The organism is Rossellomorea oryzaecorticis, from assembly GCF_038405515.1.
Lineage (GTDB): Bacteria > Bacillota > Bacilli > Bacillales > Bacillaceae_B > Rossellomorea > Rossellomorea oryzaecorticis_A.
In genome coordinates, this window is the sequence record NZ_JBBYAF010000039.1 from 22,222 (window position 1) to 41,849 (window position 19,628).

18 protein-coding genes are annotated in these 19,628 nt (G+C 44.1%); 2 read left to right on the top strand and 16 right to left on the bottom strand.

Annotated features, from left to right (window positions below):
* Positions 1-13: 13 nt before the first annotated feature.
* From dtd to AAEO50_RS16920, 8 genes are all read right to left on the bottom strand, one after another.
* Entirely contained in the window at positions 14-454 is a 441-nt protein-coding gene (gene dtd / locus AAEO50_RS16885; RefSeq protein ID WP_341985484.1) for a D-aminoacyl-tRNA deacylase, read from the bottom strand.
* Positions 455-468: 14 nt separating this feature from the next.
* Positions 469-2,658 carry a bifunctional (p)ppGpp synthetase/guanosine-3',5'-bis(diphosphate) 3'-pyrophosphohydrolase gene (locus AAEO50_RS16890; RefSeq protein WP_341985485.1) on the bottom strand — a complete coding sequence of 730 codons (2,190 nt, stop codon included), beginning with the start codon at positions 2,656-2,658 and terminating at the stop codon, positions 469-471.
* Positions 2,659-3,241: 583 nt separating this feature from the next.
* The gene (locus tag AAEO50_RS16895; protein ID WP_341985486.1) at positions 3,242-3,754 is read right to left on the bottom strand and encodes an adenine phosphoribosyltransferase; all 513 of its coding nucleotides are present in this window, start codon (positions 3,752-3,754) and stop codon (positions 3,242-3,244) included.
* On the bottom strand, positions 3,745-6,111 hold the full coding sequence (gene recJ / locus AAEO50_RS16900) for a single-stranded-DNA-specific exonuclease RecJ (protein WP_341985487.1): 2,367 nt from the start codon (positions 6,109-6,111) through the stop codon (positions 3,745-3,747). Before recJ ends, AAEO50_RS16895 begins: the two co-directional genes overlap by 10 nt.
* 398 nt (positions 6,112-6,509) lie before the next feature.
* Positions 6,510-6,845: a LapA family protein gene (locus AAEO50_RS16905; protein WP_341985488.1), complete on the bottom strand. Its 336-nt coding sequence runs from the start codon at positions 6,843-6,845 to the stop codon at positions 6,510-6,512.
* Positions 6,846-6,856: 11 nt separating this feature from the next.
* Positions 6,857-7,783 carry a cation diffusion facilitator family transporter gene (locus AAEO50_RS16910; protein WP_341985489.1) on the bottom strand — a complete coding sequence of 309 codons (927 nt, stop codon included), beginning with the start codon at positions 7,781-7,783 and terminating at the stop codon, positions 6,857-6,859.
* Between the two features lie 120 nt (positions 7,784-7,903).
* Entirely contained in the window at positions 7,904-10,168 is a 2,265-nt protein-coding gene (secDF, locus tag AAEO50_RS16915; RefSeq protein WP_341985490.1) for a protein translocase subunit SecDF, read from the bottom strand.
* A 121-nt stretch (positions 10,169-10,289) separates the two neighbouring features.
* Positions 10,290-10,607: a post-transcriptional regulator gene (locus AAEO50_RS16920; RefSeq protein WP_341985492.1), complete on the bottom strand. Its 318-nt coding sequence runs from the start codon at positions 10,605-10,607 to the stop codon at positions 10,290-10,292.
* Positions 10,608-10,738: 131 nt separating this feature from the next.
* Between AAEO50_RS16920 and spoVB the strand changes: the two genes are divergently transcribed.
* Positions 10,739-12,286, top strand: a complete 1,548-nt coding sequence (spoVB, locus tag AAEO50_RS16925) for a stage V sporulation protein B (protein ID WP_341985493.1) — start codon at positions 10,739-10,741, stop codon at positions 12,284-12,286.
* A gap of 216 nt (positions 12,287-12,502) precedes the next feature.
* Here spoVB and AAEO50_RS16930 read toward each other — a convergent pair whose 3' ends face one another.
* Together AAEO50_RS16930 and AAEO50_RS16935 are read right to left on the bottom strand one after the other, a co-directional pair.
* Positions 12,503-13,147, bottom strand: coding sequence for a DUF421 domain-containing protein (locus AAEO50_RS16930; protein ID WP_341985494.1), 645 nt, complete (start codon positions 13,145-13,147; stop codon positions 12,503-12,505).
* A gap of 72 nt (positions 13,148-13,219) precedes the next feature.
* Positions 13,220-14,515, bottom strand: a complete 1,296-nt coding sequence (locus AAEO50_RS16935) for an ArsB/NhaD family transporter (protein WP_341985495.1) — start codon at positions 14,513-14,515, stop codon at positions 13,220-13,222.
* A gap of 94 nt (positions 14,516-14,609) precedes the next feature.
* Here AAEO50_RS16935 and AAEO50_RS16940 point away from each other — a divergent pair, with 94 nt between their 5' ends.
* The gene (locus AAEO50_RS16940; RefSeq protein ID WP_341985496.1) at positions 14,610-15,050 is read left to right on the top strand and encodes a TIGR04086 family membrane protein; all 441 of its coding nucleotides are present in this window, start codon (positions 14,610-14,612) and stop codon (positions 15,048-15,050) included.
* Between the two features lie 84 nt (positions 15,051-15,134).
* Here AAEO50_RS16940 and yajC read toward each other — a convergent pair whose 3' ends face one another.
* The 6 genes from yajC to ruvA are packed head-to-tail and all read right to left on the bottom strand — an operon-like array spanning position 15,135 to position 19,514.
* Positions 15,135-15,395: a preprotein translocase subunit YajC gene (gene yajC / locus AAEO50_RS16945; protein ID WP_341985497.1), complete on the bottom strand. Its 261-nt coding sequence runs from the start codon at positions 15,393-15,395 to the stop codon at positions 15,135-15,137.
* Between the two features lie 31 nt (positions 15,396-15,426).
* Positions 15,427-16,566, bottom strand: coding sequence for a tRNA guanosine(34) transglycosylase Tgt (gene tgt, locus AAEO50_RS16950; protein WP_341985498.1), 1,140 nt, complete (start codon positions 16,564-16,566; stop codon positions 15,427-15,429).
* A gap of 37 nt (positions 16,567-16,603) precedes the next feature.
* Positions 16,604-17,629 (bottom strand): tRNA preQ1(34) S-adenosylmethionine ribosyltransferase-isomerase QueA, encoded by a 1,026-nt coding sequence (gene queA / locus AAEO50_RS16955; protein ID WP_341985499.1) that lies wholly within the window; start codon positions 17,627-17,629, stop codon positions 16,604-16,606.
* A gap of 37 nt (positions 17,630-17,666) precedes the next feature.
* The gene (locus tag AAEO50_RS16960) at positions 17,667-17,873 is read right to left on the bottom strand and encodes a DUF2905 domain-containing protein (RefSeq protein ID WP_341985500.1); all 207 of its coding nucleotides are present in this window, start codon (positions 17,871-17,873) and stop codon (positions 17,667-17,669) included.
* A complete protein-coding gene (gene ruvB / locus AAEO50_RS16965) occupies positions 17,870-18,871 on the bottom strand; it encodes a Holliday junction branch migration DNA helicase RuvB (protein WP_341985501.1) in 1,002 nt (333 codons plus the stop codon). The genes AAEO50_RS16960 and ruvB overlap by 4 nt, the downstream gene beginning before the upstream one ends.
* A 28-nt stretch (positions 18,872-18,899) precedes the next feature.
* The gene (gene ruvA / locus AAEO50_RS16970; protein WP_341985502.1) at positions 18,900-19,514 is read right to left on the bottom strand and encodes a Holliday junction branch migration protein RuvA; all 615 of its coding nucleotides are present in this window, start codon (positions 19,512-19,514) and stop codon (positions 18,900-18,902) included.
* Between the last annotated feature and the right edge of the window lie 114 nt (positions 19,515-19,628).

Sequence of the window (19,628 nt, forward strand, 5' to 3'; positions counted from 1 at the left end):
CTTTTTCGTTTGATTATTTACTTTCCAGAATCAATGTGACAGGTCCATCGTTTGTCAATTTGACATCCATCATTTCCCCGAACACACCTGTTTCAACCTTTACGCCTTTTTCTTCTAATGTCTGATTAAAGTATTCATAAAGAGGGCGGGCATGATCCGGTTTCCCTGCCTCCATAAAATTCGGTCTTCTGCCTTTCCGGCAGTCACCATATAACGTGAATTGAGAAATAGAAAGGATCTCTCCCTTTACATCCAACAAGGAATGATTCATCTTTCCACCTTCATCTTCGAATACTCTCAGATTCACCACTTTATCCGCTATATAGCGAACATCTTCTTCTGTATCTTCATGGGTGATGCCCACAAGCAGAACAAAGCCTGAGTGAATTTTTCCGGTTACTTCTTCTCCGACAGACACCGAGGCTTCTTTACTCCTCTGCAGGACGACTTTCATGAAAGAAACCTCCCCTAGTTCATAATTCTGCGTACAGCATAAACATCTGAAATTTGTTTTATTCTCTCGACCACCCTGTGAAGGTGGGAGATATTTTGGATCGATATAGACATATTGATGGTGGCCATTTTATTTCGGTCCGACCTTCCGCTGACAGCAGTAATATTTGTTTTCGTTTCATTTACAACTTGCAGCACTTCATTCAGGAGACCTCTTCGGTCATAACCCGATATTTCAATATCGACATTATATTCTTTCCGGTCCTGTCCGTCCCCTTCCCAGGAAACCGGTATGAGTCGCTGTTCGACTTCTTCTGTCTGGACATTCGTACAATCTGCGCGGTGCACGGAAACTCCGCGGCCTTTCGTGATAAACCCGACAATCTCATCCCCGGGTACCGGACTGCAGCATCGGGATAATCTGATAAGCAGGTTGTCGATCCCCTTCACTTGTACACCGGCGTCCTTTTTCCGTTTAACAGGCTGAGCATTCAATTCCTTCATTGTTTCTTCAAGCTTATCTTCCTGTTCACGTTTCTTCCGGTCTTTCTCTGTCAGGCGATTCGCTATTTGGGCTGCAGTGATGCCATTGTAGCCGACAGCGGCATACATATCTTCTTCATTGGAGAAGTTGAACTTCTCTGACACACGCTGGATGTTTTCTGCCGTCAGGATTTCCTTCAGATCAAAATCTTGATTTTTGATTTCTTTCTCAACCAGGTCGCGGCCTTTTTCAATGTTCTCTTCTCTTCTTTGCTTTTTGAAGAATTGCTTTATTTTATTCTTGGCCTGAGAAGTCTGCGCAAGCTTCAGCCAGTCCTGACTCGGTCCATAGGAGTGCTTTGAAGTAAGAATCTCAATGATATCACCCGTCTTTAATTTATAATCGAGTGTCACCATTTTCCCGTTCACTTTAGCTCCGATCGTTTTATTACCGATTTCCGAGTGGATACGGTAGGAAAAGTCAATCGGCACGGAGCCGGAAGGCAATTCAAGGACATCTCCCTTAGGAGTGAACACAAACACCATATCAGAAAAAAGGTCGATCTTAAGAGACTCCATGAATTCCTCGGCATTGGCTGATTCATTCTGGAACTCAAGAATTTCCCTGAACCACGAAAGCTTCTTCTCGAATGAAACTTTTTCATCCAGGTTTTTACCTTCTTTATAGGCCCAGTGAGCAGCTACCCCGTACTCGGCGATTTCATGCATTTCAAGTGTCCTGATCTGCACTTCGAGCGGATCTCCTTTGGGGCCTATGACGGTCGTATGAAGAGATTGGTACATATTCGGTTTGGGCATGGCAATATAGTCTTTAAACCTTCCCGGCATCGGTTTCCAGCATGTATGGATGATCCCAAGGACAGCGTAACAATCCTTGATGCTGTCTACAACGACCCGGACGGCGAGAAGGTCATAAATTTCATTGAACTGCTTATTCTGAAGAGCCATCTTCCGGTAGATGCTATAGATATGTTTGGGGCGCCCTGAAATTTCGGCTTCGATTTGTACATCACCAAGGCGGTCCTTCACTTCATTCACTACGTCATCTAAATACTCTTCACGTTCTGCACGTTTTTTCTTCATTAAGTTGACAATACGGTAGTATTGCTGAGGGTTTAAATACCTCAGGGACGTATCTTCGAGCTCCCATTTGATCTTCGAGATCCCTAATCGATGGGCAAGGGGTGCGAAGATTTCCAGTGTTTCATTGGCGATTCTTCTTTGTTTTTCCTGGGGTAAATGCTTCAGCGTCCTCATATTATGCAGCCGGTCTGCAAGCTTGATCAGAATGACTCTTATATCCTGAGCCATTGCAACAAACATTTTCCGGTGATTTTCAGCTTGTTGTTCTTCCTGGGATTTATATTTGATCTTACCAAGCTTTGTAACCCCATCCACGAGCATGGCCACTTCAGCATTAAAGGCTTCTTCGATCTCGGCGAGTGAGATGTCGGTATCCTCCACCACATCATGAAGAAACCCGGCAGCAACAGTGGACGGGTCCATTTCCAGGTCTGCTAAAATACCGGCGACCTGAATCGGGTGGATGATATACGGTTCACCGGATTTCCGGTATTGTTCCTTGTGAGCTTCTTTGGCAAATTCGTACGCTTTCTTTACCATTTGAGCATGCTCATCATTCAAATATTCTTTTGTTCTATCGATAACCTGTTCAGGGGTTAGTACTTGATCTTTGGACATGATCAAAATCACCTTTATATTTAAAGATTTTCAGTGCTGTTTCATTTTAATGATTGTTACTATTATCAAATAAGTAATAGTGTTCTGTAAAGTGTTTAGGGTGAAATTCTCAGATTTCATCAAAGTTTGTCGAAATACGTCGATATTTTTTGGTCTATTAATACCGCTGTTGATTTCCGTGGAAGACTTCGCTTTCCGCGGGCGGCCGGTGAGCCTCCTCGGTCAACGGTGCCTGTCCAGCTGCAGGGCTTAGAGGCACATGTCATAAGCCAAACCGACCAAGAAGGCAAAGAGCGCCTTCGTGGCCGATTCGTCTTATGCCACACACCTCTGGGCAAAGCCCTTCCGCTTTTCGATTAGGAGTCTTCGTCTTCCACTCCAATCAACAGCTGGAACGATTAATATTGAATTTCTCATTGACTAGACTTAGCTGCATTTAGAACCAATTCACACTTTCTTCTATGATAGAAACAAAATCTTTAACAAATTCACCATATATATAAAAAAGGGCTGACATTTCGAAATGCCAGTCCCTTATTGATTCGTTTATGTGTAGTATTGACCTTGATGAAAGAATGTAAACTTAGTATTGCATCAGTGTGAGGACTTCGTATCCTTCGAGCTTTTCGCGGCCGTCAAGGTATGTTAATTCAATCAGGAATGCCGCGCCTGCAACGATTCCGCCTAATTCTTCTACAAGTTTGATAGTCGCTTCGATTGTGCCGCCTGTAGCTAGCAGGTCATCTGTGATAAGTACTCGCTGTCCTGGTTTGATCGCATCTTTATGGATTGTCAGTGCATCTTTCCCGTATTCCAGTCCATACTCTTTTTGAATCGTTTCACGAGGCAGTTTACCCGGTTTACGTACCGGTGCAAAACCTACACCCAATGCGTATGCCACCGGACATCCGATAATGAATCCTCTCGCTTCCGGTCCCACTACAAGATCGATTTCTTTTTCTTTGGCGTATTCCACGATTTGGTCTGTAGCATATCTATAAGCATCACCATTATCCATCAGTGTGGTGATATCTTTGAATTTGATACCTTCTTTAGGCCAGTTTTCAACGATTGTAACATATTGTTTTAAGTCCATGCTTCTACTTCCTCCTCAAATATAACGGACTCTTTTATCCTCTCATTAAACCAAGCCTTTAACTCGTTGTACGAAGAATACAACAACTCATTTTCAAGTTCATATTGCTGTTGTTTCTTCTGATACGCCGGGGACTCTGTTAAGTCTTTCTTGGTTTTGACGGGATTAAGAGAAATAAATCCATTCACTATTGTAACAAACTTCAATTCAAAAAACACCTGTGACATAAAATCTATTGTTTCTTTTGACCAGCCTTTATATTTGGCGAGATCATCGCCGTGCTTGTTTAAATCGAACGAACCTCGCTTTGTCAGAAAGGCATAATACCATTTAAAATGGTCACGGGTGGGCATCGTACTGAAGAAATGATCTTCATCCTGGAAGAAATGGGCATAAATGCGGTGAGGCTTCCCTTTTCCAACGATGGCTTTCACCATCTCCATTGAAGCTGGCATATCCAGCAGCACGATGCTTCCGCCATCTATCGATACATCATTCAGTGATTCGGCATCCTCTATCAGATGAATGTCCTCCCGATCTTGCATATGCAGCTTTTCAAGAGTTGATGAATGAAAACAAAAGATCTTTTTGTTCTCTTTGGGAACATGCTTTTCCCATTTATCGACTTGCCTTATTCCGCGTACATCAAAGAGCTGCCATTGGTCGATTTTAATATCATGCAGGAAGATCTGGGGTTTTTTCCGATTATTCCACTCATTGATCGATAGTTCCCCAATGATGGAAGCATCTGAAAAGGGTGTGATATGATCAGCGAGATCTCCCAGTCCAAACCCGACTCCATCCAGTTTGTTATTCTCATCCCCGAGTACTACTTTAAGATGATTTTGATTCGAACCAATTTTTTTATAGTGTTCAATCGAAACATCTTCGATGACCCACTTTGGCTTTGGATTTTGCATCCCAAACGGAGCCAGAAGTGAGAGCTTCTCGATCGATTCAATAGTGATTTCTTCCATTTTGACTGCTGCATCCATTACCGTGACGGGAATAAAGTCTTCTTCCGATAATTCACTTTCAGCAATTTCATTGAGTCTATTTCTAAGCTCACCCACGTGGTCAAGCTCTAATGTCATACCGGCAGCCATTGGATGTCCGCCGAAATGCGGTAGGATATCACGGCATTTCGATAAGCTTTTAAATAAATCAAAGCCGACAATACTTCTTGCCGATCCCTTTGCCATTCCCTTTTCGGAATCAAAGCTCAACACTATGGTTGGACGGTAGAATTTATCCACTAATCTTGAAGCCACAATCCCTACGACCCCGGAATTCCAGCCTTCTTTTCCGATCACGAGTACGGAGTTGTCATCAAGAGGATAATCGTTCTCAACCATTTCTATCGCTTCCTGAGTCATCGTATTGACAATGGCCTGTCTTTCTTTATTCAACGAATCAATTTCTTCAGCCAGGGCTTTTGCTTCTTCTCCATCTTCTGTCAGCATCAGGTCTACTGCAGGATCAGCGTCTCCCAAACGTCCAACCGCATTGATGCGGGGGGCAATCATGAAACCGATCGACTCCTCGGTCATTTCATGTTGATGAGCATTCGCCACCTTGCATAAAGCTTTTATGCCTTTTCTTTCTGTCACACGCAGCTTTGCAATCCCCCGTTTGGCAAGGATCCGGTTTTCACCGCGCAGAGGCACTAAATCAGCAATTGTACCAATCGCAGCAAGATCGAGCAGATGAGTTGGCAGTTCACCATATAAAGCATGGGCCAATTTGAATGCAACCCCTACTCCTGCAAGATCTCCGAATGGATATTGAGAGCCTTCGATCTTCGGATGGATAATCGAATGTGCATCAGGCAGATCAGGACCCGGCTCGTGATGGTCGGTGATGATCAGATCAATACCCAATTCTTTCGCTACATGTGCTTCATGTACGGCAGATATCCCGGTATCAACCGTGATAATCAATGTGAATCCTTCATCCTTCGCCCAGCGGAAAGCTGCTTCATTCGGGCCGTAGCCTTCGCTGAAGCGGTTTGGAATATAGAACTCCACCTCGGCTCCTATATCACGCAGAACCGTCATCATGACCGATGTACTGCTCACTCCATCAGCATCATAGTCACCGAATACGAGGATTCTTTCCCCATTATTAATTGCGTCCCGGATTCGTCCGACCGCTTTTTTCATGTCATTAAATAAAAATGGATCGTGAAACGAATCGCTTTTATCAAACAAAAAATCCCGAGCTTTTTCTACATCCTTCAAGTCTCGGTTCAATAATAATTTCGCAACAAGCGATGGTATTTTTAATTCTTTTTCAAATTCTTCTATCTTCTGCTGGTCAGATTCTGCAATCATCCAGCGTGTTTTAGAATTTAACATACGTTCACTCCTCAGCCTTACTTATTATACAAAACTGTGGGAGGTGTTTCAATCTCTCCAACTTAGGAAAACAAAACAAAAATGCGGCTGGGACAAAACTAAAAAACCATCATATAAAACAAACAATTTCAGTATAGACTCTTAATGCCGCTAATGATTTCCGTGCAAGACTTCGCTTTCCGCGGGTAGCCCGTGATCCTCCTCGTCGCCTTCGCTCCTGCGGGGTCTCACATGTCTAGCCGCAGGAGTCTTCGTCTTGCACTCCAATCAACCGCTGGGAAGACCTAAATCTATATGAACATTTAAAAAAATTAAAAACCCGAACTAATTTGCTTCCTAAATTGCAAATTAGTTCGGGTTTTACTTAGACTAAAACACTTCCGTCCCAGTCTCTTTTGTTATTCTCCGGTTTCTCCTATCGAATCCGGTGCCTGCTTTTTTAGGGAAGTCTCTTTCTTTTTATCCGAATGCTTCTTTTCTGCCTGCTCCCTTAGAAGGAGGTTCTCTTTTTCCAATGCTTTGACTTTACGCTGTACGACATACAGCCGGAAAAGACCGACGGAACCGATGATGATGCCGCCCATCAGTACGGAGCCGAGTATAACGAGGATCAGCGGCCATTCAGCCTCGCCGAAAAAATAATTGACTGTTACCGGATCGACATTGATCACTGCAAAAACAGCCACAATCAGTGCAAAAGTAATCCCCAAAAGTAATGTCCATTGAAATTTCATCTTATCTCCTCCTACATCAAATCAACCGAATCACTTGAGTCTCCTTCTGTTGGATTATATGGGTTGATATGAACAAATACGTCATTAACATTTGATTCTTCCATGAGCTTCTTCTTCACTGCTTTCCCCACACGGTGCCCGTCTTCTACTGTCATAAAGGGATCGACACTAATTTTTAAATCGATGATGACGTAGTGGCCATGTTCCCGTGCATGCAATTCGTTTATCTCCTTTACGTCGGGCACGGATTCAACGATTTTCCTTAAAGGGATGATATCTTCTTCATGAAGTACATGATCCAGTGTATTATGTATGGATTCTTTCCCCAGATGCCAAGCCATTCTGAGCACAAGGAGTGCGACAAACAGCCCTGCTACCGGATCTGCATAAACAAGCCAGTCAATTTCGAGTTTCCCTCCAAGGATAGAGGCTGATATCCCGACAAGGGCAGCGATTGACGAGAAAACGTCGGAGCGGTGCTCATACGCATTAACAATCAATGCATCACTCTTTAATCTTTTACCCAAACGATATTTATATTGAAACATAGCTTCTTTTACAATGATGGAAAAGATCACGGCATAGATTGCGATCATCCCGGGGGGGGATAAGGGATGAAAAAAAGATTCTATCGATGATTTACCGATTTCAATGCCCACTAAAAATAATAAGACTGCAACTATGATTGCTGCGATCGATTCTGCCTTTCCATGTCCATAAGGGTGATCCTGGTCAGGAGGCTGCTTTGCTGCACGCAGGCCGATAAATACAGCCAGGGATCCCACTACATCCGAGGCAGAATGTACGGCATCCGCAATCAGCGCACGGCTATTTCCGGCTGCTCCCGCCCCCCATTTGATGATGGCAAGAAGAATATTCCCGACAATCCCAACCATGGCAGCGAATTCAGCTTTTCTAAAACGTTCTTCAGGATTCATGAAGTAACCTCCTCTATTACTTTTTTATTGTAACCCAACTCCGTAAAAAAACGCGAATGATTCCGTAATCACCTAAAGAAAAAGATCCAGGGATGCCCTGGATCTCTAGTTTTATTGCTATTATACTTGTGGTTCGTCAGACCACTTTTTCTTCTCTTTCACCGTTTTGATTGTTCCTTTCTTCTTCAATTCCTTTTTCTTCATGACCAGCCATAGCTGGGATGCAATGAAGACAGAAGAATAGGTACCAGCGATCAACCCTACCAATAATGCGATCGAGAAGTTCAAGATCGATTGACTTCCGAAAAGTAAGAGGGCAATCACGGCGAAGATTACAGTCAGGACGGTATTCACAGAGCGCCCCATCGTTTGGCGGAGACTCTGGTTTACAACATCCTCAATATCCTCTTCCGTTTTCAGACGGCGTTTTTTATGAAGATTTTCCCTTATACGGTCAAAGGTAACAATCGTATCGTTGATTGAATACCCGACAATCGTTAAGACGGCGGCGATAAATGTAATATCCACTTCAAGCCTTGTCAAACTGAAGAACGCGATGATAAAGAAAGCATCATGCAGCAGGGCGGCAATGGAAGCCAAAGCCATTCTCCATTCAAATCGGAATGTTACATAGATGATGATACCGATTGAAGCGATCGCAACTGCATACATCGCGTTTTTGGCAAGTTCTTTACCAATCACCGGTGATACCGTACTGATGCTTGGCTCCGCTCCGTAAAGTTCATTAAAGTGATCTTTCAATTTAGCGATATCACCTTGACTGAGGTCTTCAGTATAACGCACGACGGCAATGTTCTGCTTATCGCCTGATATCACGATATCCTCGGAAGTCATCTTCACTTCTTCCAGCTCATTTTTAACTTTTTCAGTCGTCAGGCTTTCATCAGCAAGAATCTGCATTCTTGATCCGCTGACAAAGTCAATTCCAAGGTTCAGCTTGAAAATAAGGAGGATCAGGATACCCGCAGAAATTAAAATCCCGGATAAAGCAAAGAACTTCTTGCGCTGTTTCGCAAAATCGATACGGTCAAATCTTGTCGGAAGGTCGAGTGTATCATAATTCTCAGCTAAGTCTTTGATTTCACCCTTCTTCACTCCGAACCAGCCCGGCTTTTTATTAAAGAATTTACTGTGAACCCATAGTCCCAATAATAGACGTGATCCCCAGACAGCGGTGATGAAGCTTGTCAGGATGCTGACGATCAGCATCGTCGCAAATCCTTTAACAGAGCTTGTACCATACATGAATAGGACAGATGCGGCCAGAATCGTCGTTACATTCGCATCCAAAATCGTTAAGAAAGAAGATTTATTTCCAGCCTGGAAAGCCGAACGGATCGGCTTTCCGACTCTCATCTCTTCTTTTATTCTTTCATACGTAATTATATTGGCATCCACTGCCATCCCGACCCCGAGAATGACGGCTGCGATACCCGGCAGCGTCAGTACCCCGTTCATCAGATCGAAAATCAACAGAACCAGATAAATGTATACAGATAATGTAATTGTTGCGATCAAACCAGGAAAACGGTAATAACCAATCATAAATAAGAAAATGATCGCTATGCCGATGATTCCTGCAAGTACTGTTTTATCCAGGGCCTGCTGACCGAATTGAGCTCCGACAGAAGTGGAATAGATTTCATCCAGTTTAACGGGAAGTGCACCCGCGTTTAATAAGGATGCCAGATTCTGTGCTTCTTCCACAGTGAAATCACCTTCAATGATGACTTCATCCGAATTGATCGGCTTGCTTACTGCAGGAGCGGATAAGAACTTGGGATCTTGTTTGCCCGCTTCTTCTTTATAAGAATCTTTCCCCTCTTCATAATCAAGCCAGATGACCAGCTGATTTTGAGGCTCCATTGAGAGGATATCCTTCGTCAATTGATAGAACTTTTCACGATCCTTCAATTTCAGCGAAACGATCGGATTATTCTGTTCGTTAAAAGTTTGTTTCGCAGCTCCCGAAACCAGGTCGGAACCATCAAGACGCACCTTGTCATTTACGTCACGGAAAGACAGGTTTGCCTGTGTCGACAGGATCTCCCTCGCTTGATTCTGGTCCTCAACACCAGCTAATTGAACACGGATTCGATTTCCGTCTTCAATCTGGATATTCGGTTCGCTGACACCCAGGACGTTAATCCGCTTGTCCAGTGCATCTGCAGTGTTAGAGACTGTTTCTTTCGTTATTTCCTGTCCATCTTTCAGAGGCTGGACTTCATATAGAACTTCGAAACCACCTTGAAGATCAAGTCCTAATTTAATATTGTCCAGGATGTTCTTTGCTGTTCCTCCCATTGTACCTGCCAATAAAAATACAAGTAAAAAGAAGGCGATTATTCGGCCGCGCTTTACCATTATGTATAAATCCTCCTTGCCGTTTTTCACCACATGATAAAATTATTCCATTATATATTCTGACAAATCCATACTCATTATCTATGAGAATCAAAAGAGTGTCAATTAGATTTCAGACTATTCACCTTTTCTTTCCCGGCCGCAGAAGTTCGTTCAATTCCTCTTCATTGATATCCTCGAACCAATTTGGGGATCGATATGCTTCCACCGTTTCAAAGTTCATATATTCTCCCGGCTTGACTGTCAGTACATCACTTACCAATTGAAAAAGCTTCACGTCCAGTTCAGGCTTCTTCCACTTCTTTTTGGTCAGATAAGCCCATAGCCGTTCAACATTCGCCTTACCATATCCCAATATTTCAAACTCTTCTACTTTACTTGAAAGTGCTGGTTCTAATGAATCATAAAAACGATCATAAGGATGCTGATTCGTCTTCATTCCTCGTCACCGCCTAGGGCTAATTCATCACCATTAGCCAGAATTATGTACAACTTGTCATGCTTTGTCCACATGCCTGCATATACATTATTGTATACGATAATACCAATTTTGAGAAGGCAGGGAATTTTATGTCAAAATTTCTTAAAGGTACAATCATACTGATGGTTGCAGCCTTTATTACAAGAATATTGGGTTTTGTCAATCGCATCGTCGTCGCCAGATTCATCGGTGAAGAAGGCGTGGGGCTGTTCATGATGGCATTTCCAACCCTTATTCTCGTCATTACCATGACGCAGCTGGGTCTTCCTGTGGCCATTTCAAAAAACGTCGCAGAAGCAGAAGCCAAAGGGGACATCCGGAAAGTCAAAAAAATATTGGTTGTCTCCCTATCCACCACTTTACTCCTATCTGTGATATTCACCCCTGCCCTTATTCTGCTTGCTCCCTATTTGACTGAAACACTCTTCACCGATGAGCGCATCTACTATCCGCTCGTCGCCATCGCTCCGATCATTCCGATTGTAGCGATCTCTTCAGTAATCAGAGGATATTTCCAGGGACGCCAAAACATGAAACCTTCTGCCATCTCACAAGTCATAGAACAAGTTGTCCGCATCACGCTCATAGCCGCTTTGACCAAGACATTCCTTCCATACGGCATCGAGTATGCTGCAGCAGCGGCGATGGCCGCATCCGTACTTGGAGAACTTGCTTCACTGCTGTATTTGTTTGCAAGCTTTAAGCTGAGAAAAAAATTCAAGATAAGAAAAAACTTCTTTTCATCGATAAAGGATGGACGGCAAACCTTCACTGAATTGATGAGTGTGGCCCTTCCCGCTACAGGAAGCAGGATGATCGGGTCGATCGCATGGTTTTTCGAGCCGATCGTCGTTGCTCACAGCCTTGCCATTGCAGGAGTTGCCGCTTCGATGGCTACAAAGCAGTACGGCTCACTCACCGGCTACGCACTGCCGCTCTTGTTTCTGCCGTCCTTTGTCACGTTATCCCTGTCACAGTCACTTGTGCCAGCTATCAGTGAAGCGAATTCGAATAAAAATTATTCGCTGATCGAACACAGACTTCAGCAGGCTTTACGTTTTTGTCTCATTACTGGCGGTATCTCAGTCGTCATTTTGTACATTTACGCAAAGCCTCTCATGCAGATCATGTATGGCAGTGAAAGCGGTGCGGCATTTCTCATGATCATGGCCCCTTTCTTCCTGTTCTATTACTATCAGGGACCGCTGCAAGCGGTGCTGCAGGCATTGAATCTCGCACGGGCAGCGATGATCAACAGCTTGATCGGAGCAGTCGTAAAGACAGCGGTAATTTTCATTCTTGCCTCACAGCCGGCGTTCGGTATCAATGGAGCGGCCCTTGGAATTGTTACTGGATTCATGTTGGTGACCTTGCTTCATTTCATGACCATTCTTAAGTATATTCCGATGACTATTTATCTGAGGGATTATTTGAAGATCATCGTGGTTGTCGCTGCTTCCGGACTGTGGGGTCATTATTCTTACCTCAATCTCTTTACAGGGGAAGGGCTTATTTGGAGGCTTTTGTTCGGAGTCATTTCCACGACGATCGTCTACACAGGCCTGTCTCTCGCCTTAAAGCTCATCGTTAAATCCGATTTGGCCCGGATCCCGTTCATTCGCAGGTTCATCGTTTAAAGTGAATTTGTTGCTAATTACCGCTGTTGATTTCCGTGCAAGACTTCGCTTTCACTCAAATCAACAGCTGGATTCAGTTTATAACAATAAGCCCCTTCCTGATGAAGCGAAATCAGAAAGGGGCTTTTCGATGTGACGACTGGCTAACGCGAGGAAAAGCTCTGTAACCGCCATGGGATAAACGGACTTTCTGGATTAAAAGGCACCCGCTGCCCCTTACTTATCAATCATATCAATATAAAACTGGCCGTTATGGAAGCTGCAGAAGGAAATTTGGGAGATTTCCTTGTACCCTCTTTCCCGGAGTTCTTTTCGGAGCCAGAATGAGGTTTTTCCCATCATCTCCAGATGGTTGCTTTGAACTTGTCCATCGAGGATCAAAGGGAGTGTCAGCGTGCCTGGAGATTTTTTTTCTTTCTTTAATACTGACAAGCTCCCTGATGGCTCAAGGACGGCAAATTCAACGTCTGCCAGGTTAAAAACATCCTTTTCCCGAAGCTGGAGCAAAAGATCATCATAATTATACCGCTGCTTCTTCATCTCTTGCTCATCTATTTTTCCATTATGGATCAACACGGTAGGTTTTCCATCAACAAACTCCCTGAACGATTTCGAGCGCAATGAAAACCATGCAGTTATGAATTGAACAAGCACCATCACACCCATGGGAAGAATCGTATGGATGATCGGATCTTTCGGCTGCTCGATGGCCATTACGGCCATCTCAGCAATCATGATAAAAACGACCAAATCCAATATACTTAGTTCGCCAATCTCTCTTTTCCCCATGATTCTGAAGATGAACGTGATCAATAAATAAAGAAAAAGCGTGCGTATGATGATGACTCCATATTCCTCCACAACTTTTCCCCCTCAAAAAAAACATTTCACTTAGTAGTATGAACGTCAGTAAAAAAATAATCGGTGGAATTATTATCCACCGAGGAAAGGCCTTAAATATTTAAAATATACGTACACGGTAGAAACAGCCAGCGAGATCAAGGTGATGGGGATGCCGATCAGCAAATACTGATAAAATTTAATATGTACATGTTCTTTTGATGCAAGCCCCGCAATGACCAGATTTGAGGAAGATCCCAATAGTGTCCCGTTTCCGCCCAGACACGCGCCTAATGCGAGCGACCACCAAACCGGGTCCATATTGACCATCCCAAATTCACCGAATTCCTGTATAACAGGAATCATCGCCGCCACAAACGGAATATTATCGACCACCGCTGAAAGAATCCCCGTCCCCCACAGGATGACAAAGGACGTTTTCTGCATATCCCCGTCTGTCGCCCTGATGATTTCTCGGGCGATTTCATCAATGAATCCCGCTTCCTCGATTCCTCCTACAAGCAGGAACAGCCCTATAAAGAAAAATAACGTCCCCCACTCAACTTCTTTTAAAATCATTTCAGGGGGATAGATTTTTTCAAGCAGCAGCATCAATAGTACCGCGCCTGCAATCGCAACTGTTGTTACATCAAGATGAAACATCGGGTATAGGGAAAATCCTGTGAGTACCATCACCAGGACGGCAATCGATTGGAATAAGCCATTATTCTTCTTCAGATATTCCTTCGCAGATACTCCTTTCAGAAGCAGCTTACGATCTTCCTTTACATGGAGGACCTCCCTATAAACCACTCCCATAATTAATAAGGTGACGAGATAGACAATCACCACGACCGGAAGAAGGTTTTCAATAAATGCATTGAATGTAAAATGTTTTACTGCCTGGCCGATCATCATATTCGGCGGGTCGCCTATCAGGGTCGCAGTCCCCCCTATGTTGCAGGCAAGTATGGTCATGATCAGATAAGGAATCGGTGGGAGGTCAAGTAATTTGGTAAGTTTGAATAATATAGGGACAAGCAGCATCGCTATCGTCACATTCGCCAAAAAGGCGGAGCCGACTGCAGCCAATATCGAAAAGATAATAAGCAGGGCCAACCCGTTCCCATTCACGGATTGCGCCAGACGAATCGCGATATATTCGAAGAAACCCGTTTTACTGGTCATCGTGACAATGAGCATCATGGCAAACAATAGTGCGATGGTTTTCCAGTCAATATAGGTAAACAGAGCTTTCTCTATTGGGAATGCCCCTATCATTAACATGGCTGCCCCGCCTGCCATCGCTGCCAGCACGCGGTTCCATTTTTCTGTGATCAATAGAAAGTATACGAGAATAAAAACGATAAGAACAAGAGTCGGTGACATAATCAAGCTCCTTCTGCCCGAAGTCAAGTTTCATAATAAGTCTATGAGGCTTGACCATAAAAAATTTCTAGTCTTTTTTTAAAACCCTGTGAATATGCTTGTACTAGTAAAAAATTTATTAAGAGAGGGCAGAAAGGGGAGAACCATCATCGAAGCGAAAAAAATCGGAGGGGCCGTACTTTACGGAACTTTAACCATTTTTCTTATAGCAGTTGTGGCAAGTCTTGTATTCTCATTAATTCTTCGATTTACTGAGCTTACAGAAAGTTCGATTTCGTTATTTGTTACGATCATATCATTTCTGGCATTATTCATAGGAGGATTCATGTCTGGCGGAAAAGGTAAGATAAAAGGCTGGATGCTGGGAGGAACTACCGGACTGATTTACACACTCATCGTTTTCTTGTTTCAATATTTGGGATATGACAGTCTCTTTTCACTCGAACAGATGGTGTATCATGGCTGTTACATCCTGACGGCGATGATGGGAGGCATTCTTGGTGTCAATTTGAGCGGAGGGCCTTCAGGGGATTAAATTCCCGGCGGCATAATGAATAATAAAAAGGCTGCTCCAATGTGCATGGCACATGTTTGGGCAGCCTTTTTGCTATAAAGCAGCTTATACGTTAACTACTTCTCTGATTGCATTGCGATCATATGTAAGTCGGCTTCCGTCACCGCAAAGGATAACAACCTTGCCTTCTTCAATTGCATCAATCGTTCCGTGTAATCCGCCGATCGTAATGATTCTGTCACCTTTTGCCAGTTCATTCTGCATCTTCGAAATTGCTTTTTGACGCTTCTGCTGTGGACGAATCAACAAAAAGTAGAATAGCACGAACATAAGGATCAACGGTAAAATCGTACCTAAACTTTCCATTCCTTTCCCCTCCTTTCAATTCCATTATAGCTTAGAAGTTTTTCGCATCCGGGCGATTAAAGCCATATTGTTCGAAAAATTCTTCTCTAAAGTCCCCCAGTCGATCTTCTCGAATCGCTTGTCTGACCTGCTCCATTAAGTTTAACAGAAAATGCAGATTATGATAAGTCGTAAGGCGTATTCCAAAGGTTTCATCACATTTAATGAGGTGGCGGATATATGCACGGCTATAATTCTTACAAGTGTAGCAGTCGCAATTTTCATCAATCGGTCTGAAATCTCTTGCGTATTTCGCATTTTTCACGACAAGACGACCTTCGCTCGTCATCAGTGTGCCGTTACGTGCAATACGCGTCGGAAGCACGCAGTCAAACATGTCAATCCCCCTGATAGAACCGTCAATCAGTGAGTCCGGTGAACCCACTCCCATTAAATAACGAGGTTTATCTGTCGGCAGATGCGGAGTTGTAAAATCGAGCACGCGATTCATGACATCTTTTGGTTCACCGACTGAAAGTCCTCCTACAGCGTAGCCTGGAAAGTCCAGAGAGACAAGGTCACGGGCACTTTGTTTGCGGAGCTCTTCGTATTCCCCGCCCTGGACAATACCGAACAGTCCCTGGTCCTCAGGGCGCTGGTGAGCGGCAATACAGCGCTCAGCCCATCTGGAGGTTCTCTCAACCGAGCTCTTCATATAGTCATATTCAGCAGGATATGGAGGGCATTCATCAAAGGCCATCATGATATCCGAGCCAAGGGCATTCTGGATTTCCATTGCTTTTTCCGGGCTCAGGAATAATTTATCCCCGTTTAAATGATGACGGAAATGGACTCCTTCTTCCTCGATCTGACGCAGCTTGCTTAAACTGAATACCTGGAATCCCCCGGAATCTGTAAGGATGGCGCGGTCCCAATTCATAAATTTATGAAGGCCGCCAGCTTCTTTGATAATCTCATGACCAGGACGCAGCCATAAATGATACGTATTGCTGAGAATGATTCCTGCATCCATTGACTTAAGGTCTTCAGGGGACATTGTTTTCACAGTGGCCAATGTTCCTACCGGCATGAAGACCGGTGTTTCAAAGGAGCCATGCGGTGTATGAACACGCCCTAGTCTAGCCCCTGTTTGCTTACACGTTTTGATTAATTCATATTTTATTGCAGTCAAGGTGGTGATTCTCCTTCCAAATTAGGTAAAGCGAAGATTACTTTATGAACATTGCATCGCCGAAGCTAAAAAATCTGTATTGTTCTTTAACCGCCGTTTCATAAGCGTGCAATACGTTTTCCCTTCCGGCCAGGGCACTGACAAGCATGATTAAAGTCGATTTCGGAAGATGGAAATTCGTAATCAGCCCATCGATTCCTTTAAATTCATAGCCGGGATAGATAAAGATGTTGGTCCATCCATTTTCTTCGACGAACCTCCCATGCTTGGAAGAAATGGTTTCCAAAGTACGTGTAGACGTAGTGCCGACTGTAATGATACGTCCTCCATTTTCTCTCACTTCATTCAAAAGACGTGCCGTGCCTTCTGAAACTTGATAGAACTCAGCATGCATATCATGCTCTTCGATTTTATCGACCGAAACAGGTCTGAATGTGCCAAGGCCGACATGGAGAGTGATAAAGGCAATATGCACCCCTTTTGCTTTCAATTCCTCAAGCAGCTCTTCTGTAAAGTGAAGACCCGCAGTCGGAGCTGCAGCAGATCCTCTTTCTCTTGCAAACACCGTCTGATATCTATCCTGTTCATCAAGGCGTTCCCGGATATATGGCGGCAGCGGCATTTCACCGAGCTCATCCAATACTTCATAGAAAATACCGTCATAGTGGAATTCGAGTATCCTGCCCCCATGGTCCTTCAAGCCGACACATGTCGCTCTCAGTTTCCCGTCTCCGAAAACAATTTCTGTCCCGACTCTTATCCTCTTTGCGGGCTTGACCAGTGTTTCCCACTGTTCTCCGTCTTCCTGCTTCAATAAAAGCACTTCAATGTTTGCGCCTGTATCCTGCTTCTGGCCGAAGAGTCGCGCAGGGAGGACCCGGGTATCATTCAATACCAGGCAATCTCCTTCATTCAGGAAATCTACGATATGTTTAAATCGGTAATGTTCAATTGATCCCTGCTCTTTATCCAATACCATCAGTCTGCTTTCGGAACGATTCTCAAGTGGTGTTTGAGCAATCAATTCCTCAGGCAGATGAAAATCAAAATCTTCTACATTCACTTCATGTCACCCAGCTTTTTAATCTCACATATGAGGTCTATTTGAATCGTCCAATGAAATAAAACACAAGTGAAAGTATAACACTTAACAAAATAGAAGTCATAAGTGGAAAATAAAATGTTGTATTTTCTTTTTTTATCACGATGTCACCGGGGAGCTTCCCGATTTTAATAAAATGCATCAGAAAGCCGATGATCAGAATGATTCCGCCAATGATCATCAATAGCTTCGGAAGTCCTGTCACTTCGCGGGCACCTCCAGCTGAAAATGTTCATAGACAAGATGCGTCACGATCCTTCCCCTCGGGGTGCGCTGAAGGAAACCGATCTGCAAAAGATAAGGTTCGTACACATCTTCAATCGTATGTGATTCTTCACCGATACTTGCGGCAATTGTATCAAGTCCGACCGGTCCGCCCCTGAAACGTTCGATTATGCCCCTGAGCAGTTTATGATCGATATGATCAAGACCCAGCCTGTCGACTTGAAGGAGCTCGAGCGCTTCTCTTGAAAGTTGTGTGGTGATGTCCCCGTTTCCTTTCACCTGCGCGAAGTCCCTCACTCTTCGAAGCAATCTGTTCGCTATACGCGGGGTTCCCCTTGAACGCCTTGCCAGTTCTTCGGAAGCAGTCGCTTCAATCTTGGTATTTAATATTGCCGCTGTCCTTTGAACAATTTCGTTTAATTGTTCTTCATTATAATATTCCAAACGGCACAAAACTCCAAACCTGTCCCTGAGCGGTGCTGAAAGAGCCCCCGCACGCGTCGTGGCACCAACCAGCGTGAAAGGCGGAAGATCTAAACGGACGGACCGCGCACTCGGTCCGTTTCCGATCACGATATCGAGGCAGAAATCTTCCATGGCGGGATATAAAACTTCCTCGATTGCCCTTGGGAGCCGGTGGATCTCATCTATAAACAATACATCGCCAGGTTCAAGTGCTGTCAGGACCGCTGCAAGATCACCGGGCCTTTCGATTGCCGGTCCGGAAGTCGTCCGGAGATTCACGCCCATTTCATTGGCAATGACAGCTGCAAGGGTGGTCTTACCGAGTCCGGGAGGTCCATAAAGAAGAACATGATCCAATGTTTCCTGACGCATTTTCGCCGCTTCAATGAACACTTCCAGATTATGTTTCACCTTATCCTGGCCGATATACTGCTTAATCGTCTGCGGCCTCAACGAATACTCAAATGAATCCTCATTGAATTCAGATTCACCTGATACAATTCTTTCTTCCATTTAGCCTTCCTCCTTCCTCGATTTCTTATTATTTCAGCAGAAGCTGAAGGGCTTTTCGGATGATTTCATCCGCTGATAAACCTTCACCTTTCAATTTTGGTGTCACTTTCTTAATCTCCCTGTCAGAATAACCAAGAGCTTTAAGAGCAAGGATGCCTTCCTCAAACGCTTCGTCTTTGCCAGTATTCCCCGCGCCTGTTCCTTCATGTTCATTGAATAGATTCGGGAAGTAGTCCGGCACGACATCCTGCAGCTTCCCTTTCAAATCCAGGATCATCTGGCGGGCAGTTTTTTTCCCTACCCCCGGGAACTTCGTCAGGAAGCTTTCATTTTCTTCTTCGATCGCTGAAATGACCTGCTGCGGTGCACCCGATGCCAAAATCGCCAAAGCGCCTTTAGGACCGATCCCTGAGACATTTAAGAGTTTCATAAATAATAATTTTTCTTCCAGGGCCAGAAACCCATAAAGAGCTATGAGATCTTCCCGTACGTGCTGATATGTAAAAATCTGCATCTCTTGATTTTGATATTTTGAATAAAGAAATGGATTGGCTGTATAAAGTTGATAGCCGATCCCGTTATTTTCTACCACTACATACTCGGGACCGACTTGAGCAACAGTCCCTTTTATATATTCATACATTGAATTCTCTCCCTATCTATAAAAGCGGAGGCGGCTCGCTCAGCCCCGACAAGCATAAGGCGAGTCAACCAGGAAGGCGCTCTTTGCCTTTTTGGTTGAATTGACTTATGACCT